Source organism: Aminipila butyrica (genome assembly GCF_010669305.1).
In the GTDB taxonomy this organism is placed as follows: domain Bacteria; phylum Bacillota; class Clostridia; order Peptostreptococcales; family Anaerovoracaceae; genus Aminipila; species Aminipila butyrica.
Window position 1 is genome coordinate 424,935 of the sequence record NZ_CP048649.1, and the last position, 18,744, is coordinate 443,678.

At 39.4% G+C, this 18,744-nt stretch carries 18 protein-coding genes; 15 read left to right on the forward strand and 3 right to left on the reverse strand.

Annotation, left to right across the window (positions count from 1 at the left end; all coding sequences use genetic code 11):
* Nucleotides 1–349: 349 nt before the first annotated feature.
* The 7 genes from Ami103574_RS01955 to Ami103574_RS01985 all read left to right on the forward strand — a co-directional run bounded on the left by Ami103574_RS01955 (nt 350) and on the right by Ami103574_RS01985 (nt 7,284).
* Nucleotides 350–1,420 carry an NAD-dependent epimerase/dehydratase family protein gene (locus tag Ami103574_RS01955; protein ID WP_163065068.1) on the forward strand — a complete coding sequence of 357 codons (1,071 nt, stop codon included), beginning with the start codon at nt 350–352 and terminating at the stop codon, nt 1,418–1,420.
* Nucleotides 1,421–1,423: 3 nt separating this feature from the next.
* Nucleotides 1,424–2,587: a CDP-glycerol glycerophosphotransferase family protein gene (locus Ami103574_RS01960; RefSeq protein ID WP_163065069.1), complete on the forward strand. Its 1,164-nt coding sequence runs from the start codon at nt 1,424–1,426 to the stop codon at nt 2,585–2,587.
* A complete protein-coding gene (locus tag Ami103574_RS01965) occupies nt 2,574–3,842 on the forward strand; it encodes a glycosyltransferase (RefSeq protein WP_163065070.1) in 1,269 nt (422 codons plus the stop codon). The genes Ami103574_RS01960 and Ami103574_RS01965 overlap by 14 nt, the downstream gene beginning before the upstream one ends.
* A gap of 102 nt (nt 3,843–3,944) precedes the next feature.
* Nucleotides 3,945–4,550, forward strand: coding sequence for a sugar transferase (locus tag Ami103574_RS01970; RefSeq protein WP_163065071.1), 606 nt, complete (start codon nt 3,945–3,947; stop codon nt 4,548–4,550).
* An 11-nt stretch (nt 4,551–4,561) separates the two neighbouring features.
* Entirely contained in the window at nt 4,562–5,212 is a 651-nt protein-coding gene (locus tag Ami103574_RS01975; RefSeq protein ID WP_163065072.1) for a NeuD/PglB/VioB family sugar acetyltransferase, read from the forward strand.
* 23 nt (nt 5,213–5,235) lie between these two features.
* Complete coding sequence (locus tag Ami103574_RS01980) at nt 5,236–6,423, forward strand: LegC family aminotransferase (RefSeq protein ID WP_163065073.1); 1,188 nt, start codon at nt 5,236–5,238, stop codon at nt 6,421–6,423.
* 12 nt (nt 6,424–6,435) lie between these two features.
* Entirely contained in the window at nt 6,436–7,284 is an 849-nt protein-coding gene (locus tag Ami103574_RS01985) for a DNA adenine methylase (protein ID WP_163065074.1), read from the forward strand.
* 104 nt (nt 7,285–7,388) lie between these two features.
* On the opposite strand, the gene Ami103574_RS01990 is transcribed toward Ami103574_RS01985, so the two are convergent.
* The 3 genes from Ami103574_RS01990 to Ami103574_RS02000 all read right to left on the reverse strand — a co-directional run bounded on the left by Ami103574_RS01990 (nt 7,389) and on the right by Ami103574_RS02000 (nt 11,369).
* Nucleotides 7,389–7,760, reverse strand: a complete 372-nt coding sequence (locus tag Ami103574_RS01990) for an RpnC/YadD family protein (RefSeq protein WP_163065075.1) — start codon at nt 7,758–7,760, stop codon at nt 7,389–7,391.
* Nucleotides 7,761–7,796: 36 nt separating this feature from the next.
* Nucleotides 7,797–9,764 carry an O-antigen ligase family protein gene (locus Ami103574_RS01995; protein ID WP_163065076.1) on the reverse strand — a complete coding sequence of 656 codons (1,968 nt, stop codon included), beginning with the start codon at nt 9,762–9,764 and terminating at the stop codon, nt 7,797–7,799.
* Nucleotides 9,765–9,962: 198 nt separating this feature from the next.
* Nucleotides 9,963–11,369, reverse strand: a complete 1,407-nt coding sequence (locus tag Ami103574_RS02000) for a TolC family protein (RefSeq protein ID WP_163065077.1) — start codon at nt 11,367–11,369, stop codon at nt 9,963–9,965.
* Nucleotides 11,370–11,701: 332 nt separating this feature from the next.
* Here Ami103574_RS02000 and Ami103574_RS02005 point away from each other — a divergent pair, with 332 nt between their 5' ends.
* From Ami103574_RS02005 to Ami103574_RS02040, 8 genes are all read left to right on the forward strand, one after another.
* Complete coding sequence (locus Ami103574_RS02005; protein ID WP_163065078.1) at nt 11,702–12,913, forward strand: glycosyltransferase family 4 protein; 1,212 nt, start codon at nt 11,702–11,704, stop codon at nt 12,911–12,913.
* Between the two features lie 12 nt (nt 12,914–12,925).
* Nucleotides 12,926–13,108, forward strand: a complete 183-nt coding sequence (locus Ami103574_RS02010; RefSeq protein ID WP_163065079.1) for a hypothetical protein — start codon at nt 12,926–12,928, stop codon at nt 13,106–13,108.
* Between the two features lie 125 nt (nt 13,109–13,233).
* The gene (gene rfbB / locus Ami103574_RS02015; RefSeq protein WP_163065080.1) at nt 13,234–14,253 is read left to right on the forward strand and encodes a dTDP-glucose 4,6-dehydratase; all 1,020 of its coding nucleotides are present in this window, start codon (nt 13,234–13,236) and stop codon (nt 14,251–14,253) included.
* Between the two features lie 32 nt (nt 14,254–14,285).
* Complete coding sequence (locus Ami103574_RS02020) at nt 14,286–15,062, forward strand: ABC transporter permease (protein WP_163065081.1); 777 nt, start codon at nt 14,286–14,288, stop codon at nt 15,060–15,062.
* 18 nt (nt 15,063–15,080) lie between these two features.
* Entirely contained in the window at nt 15,081–15,815 is a 735-nt protein-coding gene (locus tag Ami103574_RS02025; protein ID WP_163065082.1) for an ABC transporter ATP-binding protein, read from the forward strand.
* 1 nt (nt 15,816) lies between these two features.
* Nucleotides 15,817–17,271, forward strand: coding sequence for a glycosyltransferase (locus tag Ami103574_RS02030; protein ID WP_163065083.1), 1,455 nt, complete (start codon nt 15,817–15,819; stop codon nt 17,269–17,271).
* A complete protein-coding gene (locus tag Ami103574_RS02035; RefSeq protein ID WP_163065084.1) occupies nt 17,258–18,310 on the forward strand; it encodes a glycosyltransferase family 2 protein in 1,053 nt (350 codons plus the stop codon). Before Ami103574_RS02030 ends, Ami103574_RS02035 begins: the two co-directional genes overlap by 14 nt.
* Nucleotides 18,311–18,332: 22 nt before the next feature.
* Complete coding sequence (locus Ami103574_RS02040) at nt 18,333–18,740, forward strand: sugar 3,4-ketoisomerase (RefSeq protein WP_163065085.1); 408 nt, start codon at nt 18,333–18,335, stop codon at nt 18,738–18,740.
* Nucleotides 18,741–18,744: the final 4 nt, after the last annotated feature.

The window sequence follows — 18,744 nt, forward strand, 5'->3', positions numbered from 1 at the left end:
AAAGTAGTGAGCAACTAATAAAAAAGCGGATAGCAAATAAGCCATTTACAATTACCGAATAACATAAATTACTATTGCAAAACTGGGATTAAATAGTGACAGAAAGATCATCTATTATTGTGTATCCTCTTTTTTTAAAAGTTCCAGAGCCTGCGTCTTCGTTAAAACCTTAGCTTCATTAACCGACTTATATAAATATGTGGGGTTGCCGCTATACAGCCCCATCAGGTTCTGTAGTATGCCAGCAGCTTACAAGAGGAGAATAACACAAAAAGGAGCAAAAGGGCATGGGGATTGACAATGTTTCATAACCCAATCGATGCCTTTCGCAGAAAGGCGGATTATAAATATGGATATAATTAAGAGCCAAAAATATAAAAATTCTCTAGGTGGTATTAATCTGACTGAGTTAAGACAATTAGAGAACAAAACAATACTAGTTACCGGTGCTACAGGGATGATAGGAAGTTGCATCATTGATACACTTTCTAAACTTAATGAAAAAGGCTTTAATTTGAAAATAATAGCGACATCAAGAACTTTGGAGAAGTTAAACCAGCGTTTTAGTCCTTTATGCCATGATGATAGATTTATACCAATCATATTTGATGCCAGCGATAATAAGCAAAGCTTAAACCTTGATATGAATATTGATTATATTATTCATGCTGCCAGTTACGCTGATCCGGTAAATTACGCACAATATCCCATTGAAACCATGTTGTCAAATATAATTGGAACTAAAAATTTGTTGGAGTATGGGGCAGAACATGGAGTAAAACGATTTTTGTTTATTTCATCCGGGGAATTTTATGGGCAGCCAGATGACAAGCTATCGGATTTCATAGAGAGTTACAATGGGCCTGTCGACTATTCTAGTGCTCGGGCATGCTACCCTTCTGGCAAAAGAGCCGCTGAGGCACTTTGTCAAAGCTATATAAGTCAAAAAAATATGGATTGTGTTATTGCAAGGCCATGCCATATTTTCGGACCAACTATGTTAGAACATGACAGCAGAGCCATTTCACAATTTCTACAGAAATCTATAAGAAAAGAAGATATTCTTCTCAAAAGTGCAGGGAACATAGAACGCTCACATTGCTATGTAGTCGACTGTGTGAATGCTATACTGACGGTACTCGTTAAAGGAAGATGCGGAGAGGCCTATAATATTTCTGATAAAAAATATCAAATGACGATTAGAGAATTTGCAGAAAAGATATGCCAGCTCACAAAGGTTGATTTGGTTTTTCAGAACGCATCTGACCTTGAAACCAGAGGGTATTCAACAATTTCCCGTGCAGTACTAGATAATACAAAGTTAATCAATTTAGGTTGGAGACCATTGGAAAATGACGGAGTAAAGGACACGATAGATATTTTAGTGGAACAAAAATTAAACCATTTTTCAAGGAGGTAAGCATTGAAGAAAAGATTATTGCTTTATACAGCATATGGAAAAATAAAAGGGAATATATGGAATTTAAATGATTTCTATGAAAGATTTTTGAAAGATAAGCTTCCAGAGTTAGAAGTTATTTTTCTTGATAGTCAAAGTATTGCTGCTACAAGTGTAGAGAAGAAAAGTGCATACCTTAGACGCAATTTGGCATTATTTTATCCAAGATTATTGTTGGATAGAAAGGTTGATTATTGGGTAAGTGATAGTGAGGGGAATTTTTTAAGCCGTTTTTCTAGAGGAATTGAACTTTCTCATGGATATGGTACGAAGAAGACTCCGGGAGAAGGAGAAACAAAAACGTTTAGATTTAAGGTAAAAGAAAAAACTTTTTTAGAAAAATTAGATACATTTATAACACTCTCTGATTTTGAGAAAACCTACTATTATAGTTCCGATACTACCCAGCATCATGCAGAATACCTGCCATTGGGTTTACCAAGAAATGACCGCTTATTTGATGAAGCATACATAAGCGAATCTAAGTGTAAATTTTATAAGGAACATGAGTTATCAGATGACACGCAGTTGGTCCTTTATGCGCCTACATGGAGAGAGTATGAGATAGAGAAGGATCCGATGTCTCGTAAGATGTTGGAAAAGTTCAATGAAGAATTGCGTAGATTAAATCTCGTGCTACTGTATCGCCCGCATTACTGTGGCCCGACAATAAAGACAGAACTGATTGAAGGCCTATCCAACTTTATATACTGCGGGAATGAGATTATGGGAGACAGTCAGGAAGCTTTAGTCATTTCGGATTATATGATAACCGATTATAGCTCGATTTTTGTAGATTATCTTTTATTGAACAGACCAGTATGTTTCTATACTTTTGATTTAGAACAGTATATTGTGCAGCGAGGCTTAGTTATAGATTATAACAACGATCAAATGACACCAGGACCTAAATGTAACAATTTGTTGGAGTTAATTCCGTATTTTCAGCAATTAAAAGACGGAAAAGATGAGTATGCGGAAATAAGGAAGGCAGGGACGCGCTTTTTTCACAAGTATGCAGATGGTAACAGTACCAAAAGAGTTTGGCAGCATTTATTGAAAAAATTGGAGATAGAATATATATTGGATGACGAAATTATAAAGGAGGAGGAAGGTGGACCGCAATAAAGAGACTATACTGATTATATCTCATTTTTCTGGCGGGGAGGATATAGAGAGTGGAGTAAAGAATCTTGTGAAAGACAATGACCGGTTTAAGTACATTGCTAATAAATTGGGCATAGGCTATTCTGTCAAAGTACTTACTTCGGCCTTTTTTCATACACAGAAAAAGCATACATCTAAACAAAGTGAAAAACTTGGCAACTATGAGCTTATTTACATTCAGGAACCAGGATACAAGAAGAATATATGTTTGAAAAGGTTTTACAGTCATTATATTTATGGTCGTAATATAAGAAGATATCTCGAGGCTTTGGAAAAGATGCCAGCAATCATATATTGTGCCGTTCCGTCTTTAAGTGGTGCTTTTTCTGCAGTTAGATATGCTAAAAACAAAGATATTCCTATTATTATTGATATTCAGGATATCTGGCCAGACGCTTTTAAATTAGTTTTTAATCCACCCATTGTAGGTTCGCTCATTTATTACCCAATTAAAAAGATGGCGGACTATATTTACAGGAATGCGACAGAGATTGTTGCTGTATCGGAAACCTATTGTAAAAGGGCAGCAGCTGTGAGAACACTTGAGTCGCCGGGTTCAGCAATTTACTTGGGGACTTCTTTTGATGCTTTTGACAGCATTTCTCCGTTAAGTGAAGCAAAGCAGGAAAATGAAATACGTTTGATGTACATAGGAACATTAGGTCATAGCTATGATTTAAAGTGCGCCATGGATGCGTACAGAGTTGCAATTGAGAAATTAAGTAGAGCTGCTCAACTCACTTTTTGGGTTTTGGGCGATGGCCCCCTGTTAAATGAGTTTCAGCAGTATGCACGAGACAGAAAATTAAACATAGTGTTTAAGGGCCGATTAAATTATCAAGATATGGTTGCTTACTTAAAGGATGCGGACATTGCGATTAATCCAATTGCTGGGACATCGATGGCCAGCATCATTAACAAGCATGGTGACTACGCCGCTGCTGGATTGCCAGTAGTCTCTACGCAGGACAGTGAGGAGTATAAAAGGCTATTAAATGATTTTGAGGCAGGCTTTACTTGCAAAAGTGGAGATGCGGAAGCTGTAGCAGAAAAAATATGTTTTCTCGTGGAGAATAGTGAGATTCGGAAAGCCATGTCCGCAAACAGCAGGAAAATGGGAGAGGCCTTATTTAATAGAGACAAGACTTATAACAAGATAGAGGAAATCATAGAAGCTGTCAAAAAAGGACGAACTGATAGAGAGGGGCAACTTTAAAGAAGGCCTTCTCCTTGTATCTTCTGACTAATCAGGTTATAATAGATAGGGGATAAGGGGAGCCTAATTCCCTATATTAAATAGGAACGTAGGAATTAGTAAATGTATAATCAAGTAATCAAACGATTTTTCGATATATGTATTTCATTGATAGCATTGGTGGTTTTATCACCACTATTTTTGATTGTTACTATATTGGTTCGTAAAAAGCTTGGAACGCCTGCGATTTTTAGGCAGGAGCGGCCAGGATTCCATGGTGAAATTTTTCGAATGTATAAGTTTCGAAGCATGACAGATAAAAGGGATGCAGATGGTAATTTGCTGCCGGATGAGATTCGACTGACTGGTTTTGGCAGGAGGCTTCGAGCAACCTCTTTGGACGAGTTGCCGGAGTTATGGAATATTTTAAAAGGGGATATGAGTTTTGTAGGACCTAGACCACTCTTAGTTCAGTATCTGCCCTTGTATAATGAAGAGCAGCGCAGGAGGCACGATGTGAGGCCGGGTTTGACTGGATGGGCTCAAGTGAATGGGCGAAACAGCATAAGTTGGACGGAGAAATTTAAGTTGGATATCTGGTATGTGAATCATTGTTCCTTTTTAGTTGATTTAAAGATTATAGGGACTACAATTAAAAAAGTTTTTTCTAGAGCAGATATCAACCAAGAGGGGCAAGCTACAGCAGAAGACTTTACAGGCCATAACTAAGGAGAGAAGCGATGAAAGAGAACATAATTGTTTTAGGTAGTGGGCAACATGCCAGAGTTGTGCTGTATAACATTGCAGAGCAAGACCGATATAATGTCGCTGCTTTTTTGGATGCCGATTTCAGTAAAGTTGGGCAGCAATTTGAAGGCATTCAGATTGTGGGAGATTATTCGCCTAAAAGTTTAGAGGTTGTTAGGGAGAGATACAAAACCAATAAGTTCTTTATTGGTTTTGGCAATATGGCATATAGAAAAATTGCTTTTCAGACTATGGTAGACAATGGATGGGAGGCAGTCAACATTATACATCCTAATGCAGTAATTTCACCACAGGCAAAAATTGGTGATGGAGTATTGATTGAATGCGGGTGTTTAATAACTCCTAATCCTGTTATAGGAGACAACGTAGTTGTAAATACAGGGACTCAGGTTAATCATGATAATCTTGTAGAAGATCATGTGTACCTCGCCTCAGGAGTGGTTTTATCCGGAGGAGTTACCATAAAGGAAAATACTTTAATTGATGATGGTGTTATTGTAACGTTGGGGCATGCGGTTGGTTCATGTTGCGTTATAGGAGCAGGAAGTGTTGTCACTAAAGACATCGAAGATGGCGTTATTGCCTATGGAAATCCGTGCAAGGTGGTTCGGACAAATAAATAGGAAAATTTTAAGAGGGTAAGCAAATGGAAAAGAAGCAGATACCGTTAAGTGTACCTAATTTAGACATAGAGATAGTAGATAATTTGAGGGAGTGTATTGAAACTGGATGGGTATCTACGGGAGGCCGATTTATTGCAGAATTTGAGCAGAAGATGGCCTCTTATGTAGGCATTAAAGATGCTGTTTCAGCTCAAAGTGGAACAGCGGGTCTTCATGTGGCACTGCGGATTTTGGGTGTGAGTGCTGGTGATGAGGTCCTAGTGCCTACGTTAACCTTTGTGGCAGGGGTAAACCCAGTAAAATATCTGGGCGCAGAGCCGGTGTTTATGGACTGTGACGATTCCTTATGCATGGATCCAGAGAAATTGGAATCTTTCTGTGCGGAGGAGTGTGCGCTGGAGGGAAATCAGCTGATTAATAAGGTCACAGGGCGAACCGTTAAGGCCATTGTAGTGGTACATATTTTTGGAAATCTAGCTCAGATGGAACGGATTATGGCTATTGCGGCGCAGTATAACCTAAAAGTTCTAGAGGATGCCACAGAGGCCTTGGGCAGTTATTATGCAGAAGGTAAATATCAAGGGTATTTTTCTGGTACGGTGGCGGATATGGGGGTGTACTCTTTCAATGCCAATAAGATTATCACTACCGGTGGTGGTGGCATGATTGTATCCCGCAATCAGGAATACCTGGATGAAGCCCGGTACTTGACGATAACGGCCAAGAAGACCTCAGCGGAAGAAATGCTTTTTTTTGTTCATGGAGAGGTGGGGTACAACTACCGAATGCTTAATTTGCAGGCAGCTTTGGGAGTTAGCCAAATGGATCAGTTAGAGCAGTTCATTGAGACCAAGAAGATGAACTATCGGGTATACCAAGAGCAGTTGAAGGACTTAGCGGAGGACGGATTGGTTTCCCTGCTGCCTTTCAGAGAGGGCATAAGAGCCAATCATTGGTTTTATTCCCTGTATATCGATGATAAACGATTTGGTGAAAGTCGGGATGAACTTATGCACCGCCTTATTGAAAATGGCATTCAGTGCCGGCCAGTGTGGAAGTTGATTCACACCTTAGAGCCGTATAAGGATGCTCAGCACTATAAAATTGATAAAGCAATAGATTATGCAGACCACATATTAAACGTGCCTTGTTCGACCAATTTGATGGCGGATGAGGTGCGGCATGTTTGTCAGATGATTAAAAATAAGTAGGAGGGGGAGACAATGAACCCAGTATTAAAATACCGCGGTGGTAAGTTTCGTGAAATTCCCCGTTTTTTACAGTATATACCTGATGATTTTGATCGGTATCTAGAACCTTTTTTTGGTGGGGGAGCCGTATATTTCTACCTGGAACCAGACTGTGCCATCCTCAACGATGTCAATACTCGGTTGATCAATTTTTATTCAGAGCTCCGAAACCATTACCCCGAGATGAGAAAACAGCTCAATCAGCTACAATCGGAATATGAGGCAAATCAAGCAGATTTTAAGGAGAGAAAGCTTTTACAGCCGGAGGCTATAGTGCCTAACGCCAATGAAGAGCTTTATTACCGGTTACGGACTTTATATAATCATCCCGATGAGACTTTTCTGGATGGGGTGCTGTATTTTTTTATCAATAAGACAGCTTATTCGGGAATGATTCGCTACAATAACAGTGGAGAGTATAATGTGCCCTTTGGTCGTTACCCTAATTTCAATACCCGGTTGATGACTCAGCAGCATAGTGATTTGCTCCAAGGGGCAGAGTTGTTCAATGTGGATTATAGTCAGATTTTTGATATGGCTCAGGAAAATGATTTTATGTTTCTGGATCCCCCGTATGACTGTGTATTCAATGATTATGGCAATGTAGATATGGCGAATGGCTTTGATGAGGAACAGCATCGGCGATTGGCGGCAGACTTTCGCAATTTGCCATGCCGGACTCTGATGGTAATTGGCAAGACCTCGCTAACAGAGGAGTTGTATGGCGAATACGTTATCGACGAGTATTACAAGAATTATTCGGTGAATATCCGAAATCGTTTTAACAATGATAAGATGCACTTGGTGGTGCAAAATTATTAAGAAATACAAGGCTTAGAGACCAGCAGGAACAATCCTGCTGGTCTTTTGATAATAAAAAATAATCGCCTAATAAGTCCAAGCCTTAGGCGATTACTTCAAAATACTTATTTATCTTCGGGGAGATCCACATAGAAGCAACGCTTTACAGGCTCCGTTGATCCCCTTTTCCTTTTTTTGGGGAGCGTTTCAGCAAAGGGTCTATCTGAACCATCTGGATTCTTATCTAAAACTTTAAGAATTTCGGCTTCACTGTATCCCAGCAATTTAGAAATCTCGTTCGGTTTCATCCCCTTTTTTACTAGACGGGTAAAAACTGCCCGTAGTGCCCGGTACATACCTAGCTGAAGTCCCTGTTGCCTTCCTTCTTTAAGTCCTATCGCTAGACCTTCTTCGGCACCTTCTTGCCGAATCTTTGCTTTCTCCATTGTGTCATTATATTGTTGGAGCAGTTCAGCAACATCTTCGTATTTATCCATATTTTAGTTCTCCCGAAATCATCAAGTATAACTACACTAAATACGCTGTCCCTTTTTTAACATGATATTGATAGCAATTCCTGTACCTAAAAGTCCATAAAACATCGGCATGACCGAAACAGTAGAATCGTCTACAAAACCAGAGACTAAGAAACCACAAATCCCCAAGAAGATTCCAAGTCCAGTGTATTCCGTAAAGGTATGAAATTCACGTTTCCAGAAACAGCGGATGCTTTGGGCGATGTAAATCAACCAGAGGGCGCACAGTGCCAGTACGGATATCCCGCCGGTACCAATCCAGGCATCGAGATACATGTTGTGGGGTTTATCAGTGACTATATTTAGCTTCCAATCTGCATTGTATTTTCCTACATAATCGTTTTGAGGGAAATAAATGCAATAGGTGTCTGCGCCGTGACCTATCAAGGCAGTAGATTTCATCATTGGGAGGGTCCGCGACCAAATATAGCCTCGGCCACTGCCAAAGTCTTGATTATCTGTCCATCCTATGGCAGGGACTTTGCTCAAAGGAACCAGATTGCCCAGGGTATTTCGGTAGCGGACATCTTGGCCTTCTATGATGGCAAAGGTCCATTCGGTGTCATCAATGCTGATAATAAAGTAGTTGATGCCGGCAGAGTCTTGTGCTGGACCGATAATGAAGTTGGCAAACCGTTCATCGTCAATACGGAAGGTATTGCTAGGGCTTTCAAGGGGGGTAATGTTTAAATCTTTTCCATCCCCATCGGTAATTTTAATAGCTATGGGGTTTTGAGGATAAGTGGTGAATGTTACAGCGTTGCCTTCATAGCTTATATTAATATCGTTGCCTTCTGTACTGATGTAGTCGATATAACCTCTGTCAGAAGAACTGTCCGAATCTGTTTTTGTCTCTGTTTTGTTCGTTTGCTCCGTACCCAGAACACCGTGGGCGGCTCCGGTTAATTCCGGCATCCATCGTTCATAAGTAATACCTCCGATAATTAATGTAAGGATTAATAGGCTAATCAGCGGCTTCCACCAATTGATTATTGTTTTGTTTAACAGTATTATGGCAATGACCACTACAGCAAACATCCCTAGAAATCCACCCGAAGACTGGGAGCCAATGAGATTATACATATTTAAACCAAAGAGGCCTGCCCATAGAAGTTTCTTCCAGAAAGGTTCAGTTTTGCCCTTCGATACAGAATGGATGAACAGTAGTCCAAAAAGTGGCAACAGTAGGGTTAGATAAAAGGATACATAATTAATATTGTAAACCGTCTGATAGATCTCTCGGTTCTTAAAAGTAAAAGTAAGGCTATCTACTTGGTCCCAGAACCAAGTAGGCGTAATCAATTTTTTCCCTAATGAAGTTTGAAAAAAATCGTGATTTAAAGCTTGAGAAAGCCCCAAAAGACTCAGCAGAAAGCTGACTGCCGCTGTAGGATAGATAATCCATTTCACATTTCTTTCATGGTTTATCGTATTTATCACAAAAAACAACATAACCATGTATGCCAGGAGGGTAACCGTACCCTCAAATCGATCATTCCACCCCCACAGGGAAAAATCCTTGTATTCCGACAATCCATGGGAAATCATTACAAAGAGCATATACACACCCATAGGTATGTAATAAGACGAACGCTTGATGAAAAAGGACTGGGTAAAAACCCGGTACAGCAGAAACACTAGCGCCAGCACTGCACAAATCACAATAGCCACCATCTTGTAATAACTAAAAAATTCGGTCAAGTCGTTACCGCTGTTAGTCCAAAAAAATTGGCTCATAGGACGTTGGTAGTCGTGCATCCTGACAATAGTGATGATGCAGGCTGTAAAAAACAAGGCCGGTAACATCTGGAACCAGTGAGATGCCTCGTCTATTCTCGGTGCCATACTCATGGAATAAAGATAATCGGATTTTCGTCCGGAGGTCACAGATTTGTGGGGCATATGCGTGTTGCCTTGCTGCTTAGAAGAAGTAGCTTTATTCCCCAATTTGTTTTTATTTTTCATGTATAAATTCCCCCAATGTACAATTTTAATTATAGCCACTTTATTATATCTCAGAGATGGGTAAATTGCAATTGCCTCGATGAAAAGAACAAATTTGCAAGAATTAAATCTAATAAAAAATGCAGGCAAAAATTTCTTCTGCCTGCATGAGAACCCCTGTTAAAATACTCAGAAGTTCAACTTATATTGCCCATAATCTTAATTAATGGAAGCAGTTTTGGTACCAATTCCGCTGGAAAGGACATAAACGTCCACTGCTAAATTGTAATCTAGTATAGTTTTGTAATAGGCCTGCTGGGTTTCGAAAGTTTTCAGGTTGGTTTCGGACAACTCCGTAACCGTGATAAGGCCACTGTCATATTGCAATTGACTTAGCCTAGAGGCTTCCTTAGAATTTTCATAAGATACCTTTCCAGAGCTGATTGCATCATACTTTTGTTTCATATCCATGTATTTTGTCCGTACGTCCACTTCGATACTTTCAGGCTTTGTTTTAGCCACTTCCTGAGCCATCTGCAACACGGTTTTAGCAGAGATGTACGTGGCCGAGCTGCTAGGATATGCTTTGACGTCATTCATGGCATGTTGAGCCATCTGAACGTTGTAATTGGCTTCGCTAACTTCGTTTCGGTTGGACTTAGCCTCCTTCACAGAATCTTCCAAAGATTTAGTAGGAAAAGCTAAAGGCGCCAAGCTGTCGGTCAAGGTGATCTTTTGGTGAATACCGTAGCCCATAAAAAGATTAAAGTTCATTTTTTCTGTTTCAAACTCATTGACCTTTACCGCATAGTCATCTTTCGCTGCGTTGAGAGCGGTTTCTGCTGTTAGAGTATCCAAGCGAGATACGTTGCCTAACTTATATTTCAGCATAGTGCTATTATAGACTTCCTGGGTTCTAGTCAGATTATCTTTGGCTACCTGAACTTGAGCTTCAGTATATTTGTAATTATAATATTTTTCGTAGGTGTCTGATTTTAGCTGATTGATGGAGGCTTCATAATTTTTTGGTGCTTGCGTCTTTCCAAAGTCTTTTTGAGCTTGCAGCATAATCTTGTTGGCGGTATCAATGCTCCAAGAGGCAGCTAACCTGTCTGACTCTGATAAGCTGGGATCTTTAGCAGCTCGTTCTGTTTTGTTTATGGAGGAAATCTTTTCACTGTAGCCTTTGGCTACGGAAAGCTCTGAATCCATGGTGTATTTAGCCAAGATGGCCTGAGGGCTGTCGGACAGCATTTTTTTGTAAGCCCCCTCTAGTGATAAGGTGGCGGGTGCAAGGGATTCAGTGGTTGATGTTGTTGTGGTTTCCGGGGGTTGAGCTTTGGTGGAGTCAGTAGTTATGCCGGAATCTGTTGTGGCAGTTGCCTTTTGGGTTGTAGGGTCGGAGCTTGTGGATTCCGTAGTGGTGCTTTCGATAGCGGAATCTGTGGTTTTGCTGGCGGCGTCTGAAGTTGTAGTTTTGGTGATGGCCCCTGTGCTGGTTGTTGTTGGGGCTGTTACTGCAGGGACTGTGTTGGTAACAGTATTGGCTGCTGTTAAAGCGGTAGCTGGTATAGTTGTTACCATTAGGGTGGTAGCCAGAAGCGCTATAAATAATTGTTTTTTCATCTCTAAGTTTCCTCCTCTTGTCTGTAAGTGGCTATCTATTTCCTGTATTTTATGATTTACATTGATCATAATTTTACTTAATTACATTATAACAAAAGATGTGGATGCAAATATTAAATCTTTCTTAAATAATTAACAGTGATTGCACTTTTGATGTGTAAATCACGTGTAAGCGCCTAAACGCAAGGGTGATAGATAGTCTTGGAAAGTTTTTCACGCTAGAATAGGAGGAAACAGCCATCACCGCATTTCAGTCGCAAAACTAAATTTTTTGTGATATACTATCCGAAGCAAACAAAAATATCGAAACTGTGAAATAGAGAGAAACATACATGAAAAAGATACTTTATGTGGCCTCCAGCTATGGGCACATACGCAGCTTTCATATACCATATATAAAAGGATTGCAGGAATCTGGATTTGAAGTGGATACAGCCGCAGCGGGGACTTGTGAGAGGTTAGAATTTTTGAATGGAAAGAAGATTATTATTCCCTTTGAAAAAAAAATGACTTCTCTTAAGAATATAAAGTGCACGGTCCAGCTGATACGCTTGTTAAAGGAAGAAAAATACGATGTGATAAGTGTTCACACGTCTCTGGCTGCCTTTTTTGTACGGATATCTGTTTTAATGTCTGGCAGGAAAGAGGTGAAGGTTATCAACACGGTACATGGGTATTTATTTGATGAATATTCTCCTTACCTTAAGCGCAGTCTTTTATTATGGGCGGAAAAGTTGACAAGATCAGTAACTGATATCTTAGTAGTAATGAATCGACAAGACTATGAGATAGCAGAAAAATATCATTTATATAAAAATAAATTGGTGCTAATTCCTGGGTTTGGTATTGACGCAGAACGGTTTTCTCGAAATAGAATTGAGGAAGAAGTTCGATTCAGTCAACAGGAGGAAGCCCGAGGAGATGAGGCGGCAGAAGGAAAAGAGTCAAATCGCGTGGAAAGATTGGTCCCGTTTGGCGTTACGCGCCAAAAAGAGCGGAAGAAGCTAGGAGTTGATCCAGATAATATAACGCTGATTTACGCTGCAGAGTTTTCAAAAAGAAAGAATCAACAAATGCTCATCGAGGCCATGAAGTTGCTTCCTCAAAAAGTGAAATTCCTCTTGGCCGGACAGGGTGAGTATTGGGAAGTCTGTCAGCGGCGGGCGGAGCATTTGGGCTTAAGTGATCGAGTGCGGTTTCTGGGTCACGTAAAAAATCTGGAATATTATTATTATCTGTCAGATATTTGTGTATCGGCTAGCAGAAGCGAAGGGCTGCCCTTTAACATTATGGAGGCCATGGCTATGGGGCTGCCAGTAGTAGCAACGGATGTGAAGGGGCATAAGGATTTGATTGAGCCGGGAATCAATGGCTACCTGTATGGGTTTGGTGATGACCAGGGATTCTCAGAGGCTGTCTTACGTTTGACAGAGGATCGAGAGCATGCTTGGCAAATAGCAGAGAACAATAAGGTCAAGGCAAGAGAATTCGGATTGAAGCAGGTAATAGAGACTGTACTGGCTGTGTATGAGGAGGAGAGGTAAAAAGGAGGAGCTATGGGAGTTAGCGTAATAGGGGGCACTAGCCCGGAAGTTTGGAAAATGCTTGGTATTGATTTCGACGAGTCGGGGGAAGAAGACAAGTCGGACAAAAGCGGCGGTAAGCAAGCGAATAAAGATAAGAAGAGGGCAAGCAATAATCAAGAGGAAAAAACCGTAGAACGCATGAGAAGAGATTGAGAGCGACATGGAATATAAGAATAATGATTGAAATTTAAGTCGATTGTCTGGGGATTATGTGGTATAATGATTGCATTCATTGACATGCGACGTTGTCGCAAAGTATTAAAAGCGGGAGTTCAATTATGAAGATACTGATAACAGGCGGAGCTGGGTTCATAGGCGGCAATTTTGTGCATTATATGCTTAAGGAGCATAAGGAGTATGACATCGTTTGTGTAGACGCCCTTACTTATGCAGGGAATTTGGAGACACTTAAGCCTGTTATGGATAATCTGAAATTTAAATTTATAAAAGCAGATATTACTGACAGAAGAGAAATCTATAAGATTTTTGAAGTAGAAAACCCTGACATTGTGGTTAATTTTGCTGCGGAAAGTCATGTAGATCGGTCCATAGAGGATTCTGAGATATTTTTAAGAACAAATGTGATGGGTACACAGGTCTTGCTGGATGCTTGCAAAAAATATGGCACAAGGAGGTATCATCAAGTTTCGACGGATGAAGTATATGGTGACTTGCCCCTTGGCAGAATAGACTTGTTTTTTACCGAAGAAACGCCTATTCATACGTCAAGCCCATACAGCGCTTCAAAAGCAAGTGCAGATCTCTTGGTCCAGGCATATCATAGAACCCATAAACTGCCGGTAACTATTTCGAGGTGTTCGAATAATTATGGACCTTATCATTTCCCAGAGAAGCTCATTCCATTGATGATCTCAAATGTATTAAATAGAAAGCCCCTTCCAGTCTACGGAAAAGGTGAAAATGTGAGAGATTGGCTTTATGTAGAAGACCATTGTCGAGCCATCGACCTTATCATTCACAGTGGGAAAGTTGGTGAAGTCTATAACATCGGTGGGCACAATGAACGGACAAATCTGGAGGTAGTAAAAACCATTATCAAAGAGCTGGATGCCAGCGAAGACTTAATCACTTATGTGACAGACAGGGCCGGGCATGATTTAAGATATGCAATCGATCCGACAAAGATTTACCAGGAGCTGGGGTGGTTGCCTACAACTGATTTTGAAGAGGGGATTAAGAGAACCATTACATGGTATTTAAACAATAAAAAATGGTGGGAGCACATAATTAATGGGGAATATCAAACATATTATGAAAAGATGTATAAGGATAGATAGGATAGAAATATCCATAGGGGAGAATTCATTGAATGTGGCAGGAAATTTATAATAAGGCTAAAAAGCATCAATTTCTTTTTGAAGAATTGGTAAAAAGAGATTTTAAGAAGAAATACAAGAGGACCAGCCTTGGGATGCTTTGGAGCATTTTATCACCATTACTGATGCTATTAGTTATGAGCATCGTATTTACGAACTTTTTTGGAAGAAATATGGAGCATTTTACAACATATTTGTTTTCGGGTTGGGCTGTCTTTAACTATTTTACAGAGGCAACAAATGGAGGTATGACCTCCCTAATAGCAAACTCGGATATATTCACAAAAGTAAATGTACCCAAATACTTATTTCTGCTCTCCAAAAATATTTCAGCTGTTATAAATTTTGCCATAGTTCTTATCGTATATTTCATTTTTGCAGCAATAGATCAAGTGGACTTTACCTGGAAAATTTTATTTTTAGTATATCCCATTGGGTGCCTTATCGTGTTTAATATTGGCATGGGCTTGATTTTATCCGCCTTATTTGTTCTATTTAGGGACATTCAATACCTTTATTCGATTTTTACTCAAGTTGTTATGTACTTGTCAGCGATATTTTACCCAGCGACGGCCTTTGGCAAGCTGCTTCCACTGTTTTATTTCAACCCAATATACGTGTATATAACTTACTTTAGGTGGATTGTCATAGAGGGTATCATACCATCTATACAGTTCCATTTATTATGCGGCTTTTATGCCATTTTGGTAGCTGTAATAGGTGCTGCTATTTATAAAAAATACAATTATAGATTTTTATACTATGTATAAGTAAAGGTATAGGGTAGGATGATTATAGAAGCAAATGATATATCAATTCGGTATATTTTAGGGGATTTTAAAGATATTGGCCTGAAAGAATACGTTATGAGAAAGGTCAAGAAAAACTATCACGTCAGAGAGTTTTGGGCAGTAGATGGCGTGAGCTTTTCCTTGGAAAAAGGAGATATGGTAGGTATCGTTGGCGGCAATGGCGCCGGAAAATCTACCCTGTTGAAAGCTATATCCGGCATTATGGTGCCTACAAAAGGTAGTATGAAAATAAATGGAAATATATCTGCCCTTTTGGAGCTAGGAAGCGGGTTTGATGGAGATTTAACTGTGCAGGAGAACACCTTCCTACGTGGTGCCATGCTGGGATATACAAGAGAGTTTATGAATGAAAAATATCCTGAGATTATATCCTTTGCCGAGCTTGATGAGTTTCAAGACAGACCCTTTAAACAGCTTTCCTCCGGTATGAAATCCAGGCTGGCCTTTTCCATAGCAAGTTTAGTAAAACCAGAAATTCTTATCTTAGATGAAGTACTTTCGGTTGGGGACGGTGCTTTTCAAAAAAAAAGTGAAGAGAAAATGCTGGAAGTTATAAATGGCGGGGTCACAACTATACTGGTATCCCATTCGCTGGATCAGATCAGACGGATGTGCAATAAGGTACTATGGTTGGACAAGGGAAAACAAATTGCTTTTGGAGAAACAGAAGAGATTTGCGATAGATATCAAGAGTTTTTGGAGAAGAAATAGATTGCTTGCAAAGAAAAGCTTGAAAGGGCAACGTATGAGGTTGGTTTGTAAAATTTTAAATTCTTGGCAGCATTTTGGAATTGTAGCTTTATTTGCTAAGGCTTGGGAAAAGTTTGCCATTGATAAATATAGGTTTCGCACTAATCTTCAAAGAGTTGTCCCTACTTTTCCAGATAGAAAGCATAAAACAGCAATTGAAAAACCTCTTGTTCAGGAGGATAAAGGACTTTCTATATGCTATTTGATACACTATTTCTTTCCCGATAAGCAAGGGGGAACGGAAAGGTTTGTATTAAATCTTGCTAAAGAACAACAGAAAATAGGAAATCAAGTCCGAGTAATAACCCTAGGGAAAAGAACATTAAAACAGTACAGCAATAAAATACAGAGCCTTTATTGGGAAGACTTTGTATTTGATGGGGTTCCTGTTACACAAATAAGGTATAAGAGAGCTCCAAGAGGATTGTATTACGATACTATTTGTGATGATGAGCCGAATATGATGGCTTTCGCAGAAAGCTTTTTTTATGAAAATAAGGTGGATGTCATACATGTGGCGTATCCTCAGCCATTTTCCTCTTTTTTAACAGTTTGCAAACAAAAGAATATACCCTACATAGTGACGCTCACGGATTTTAATATACTCTGTCACTATGCAACCATGGTGGCAAAAAACGGAGAGTTTTGTGATGGAAGCCAATGTGGAACTAAATGCGAAAGATATTGCCATACGTATGGATTATTAGATTCCAAGAGACGCTATATGTTGGCTAAGGAGCTTTTAAGCAATGCAGGCTATCTGACTGTACCTTCTGAATTTGTTGCAAAAATAATCGAACATGAATTCCAGAATATTTCAGTCGAGGTTATACCACATGGGATTAGTGAAAGTTTTGTAGTAAAGAATCAGCGGACAAACACTAAAAAATTTATGTATGCAGGAACCTTATCGGATTTAAAAGGAGTGGAATTATTAATTAAAGCCTTCCTTAGATTGTCTGATAAGGATATTTCTCTTCACATATATGGGGAAGGAGAACCGACTTATGTAAATACTCTAAAACGATTAGCTAAATCAGATAAAAGGATTTTGTTTCATGGGAGCATTTCTGCCAATGAGATCTCAAGGGCATATCAGGAGGCTGATTGTGTGATAGTTCCTTCTATTTGGTTTGAGACGTACAATTTTGTCCTGCGAGAGGCCCTTGCGTGTGGTAATCTGGTGGTTGTATCAAATATAGGAGCAATGCCTGAAGCAGTTTCTGCTTCTCAAAATGGTTTTGTTTTTAATGCTGGTGATGAAGCCTCTTTGCATGATGCTTTACAAAGGGCAAAGAGGTTTAAGTGGCAGCAATACCAACCATCTCAATTTCCTAAAATCGCGGATGAAGCCACAAAATATAATAGTATATATTATTATTTGATGGACGGGAGGATACAACATGCCCAAGATTAGTGTCATACTTCCCGCATATAATCACGAAAAATATATAGCCAGTACGCTGCAATCCTTGTTAAATCAAACTGTAAGAGATATTGAGGTAATCGTAGTTGATGATGGATCCACAGATAGAACCGGTGAAATCATAGATGAATATTCAGCGCAAGATAGCCGGATTAAAGCCTATCACAAAGAAAACGGTGGAGTCGTATCTGCAAGCAATGAAGCTATGAGATATGCAACCGGTGAATGGCTCGCCTGGTGCGGCAGCGATGACATCATTCCCCCGAATGCATACCAAGACTTGTTAAAAAAGAGCAAGACTGTGGATGTGGTTATCGGAGAATTTAGTGAAATTACTGATAGCGGTGAAAAAGTTAGAGTGCATATGCAGAAGTGGAGAAGAAAAAGTTGTTTTGATTCTCTTTTCGCGATGCCCGCTATGTGGTCAAAAATAATAAGGCGAGAGCTTATAACCGCAAACAAGCTGCAATTTCCTGATGTAAAATTATGTGAAGATTTAATCTTTCTAGCGAAGGTTGCGGCCTTAAGACCAAAGTATTCTGTAATTCATAAAGATATTTATCATTATAGAAATAATCCAAAAGAAACTTCCGGTTCTATGACCCATACCTATTCACTGGAATTATTTAAAGCACATGTGGCTGGAAGGTTTCGTGTGTTGAAAATCTGTGATAATGCAGGGTTGGAAAATGGAAGAAATTATATTTTTCTTGATTCTATAAAATATTTATCCGGCTATCTTCCAGAAATGAAACAGGAAGATGTAGAAGTCGCCATGGGTGCGTTAAAAAGGCTGGTTTATGCAAATGATTGGACAAACAATGAAAAATATTTTGAATCCGTATTTGGAGTAAAACCTGCCATATTTTTACGGCTTAGTGGTGAAGAATATGTTTATATGCTTTTGCACGAAGATGTATTTAAAAAAGTACTGAGAAAGTTTGAAGCAGGGGATATAGGCCTTCAATTTGCATTACAATGTGTCAAGGCTTGGTGGCGGTTTAAATCAGAATCTAAAATGCGTAAATAAGATAAGGATATTAAATATAGATATGGACGTAAAGAAAATAGAATTCAATCAAAGAAACAATACTACGGGCAAATTGACATTTTTAGAAGCAAAACGTGACATCCCATTTGAAATAAAGCGAATTTACTATGTTTATGATGTAGCTAAAGGCGAGCGAAGAGGGTTTCATGCACATAAAGAATTAGAACAATACTTAATTTGCATACACGGTGGGTGCACAATTTTACTGGATGACGGTTTAGAAAAAGAAAATGTTTTACTCAATAACCCAAGTGAAGGATTATATGTCGGCCCTGGAACATGGAGAGAAATGTATGGCTTTTCAGAGGGTGCAGTTTTGTTGGTTCTGGCATCAGAGTATTACGATGAAGCGGATTATATAAGGGATTATAGTCAATTTAAAAGATATATAACAGATAAGGAGGCTTGAGGTA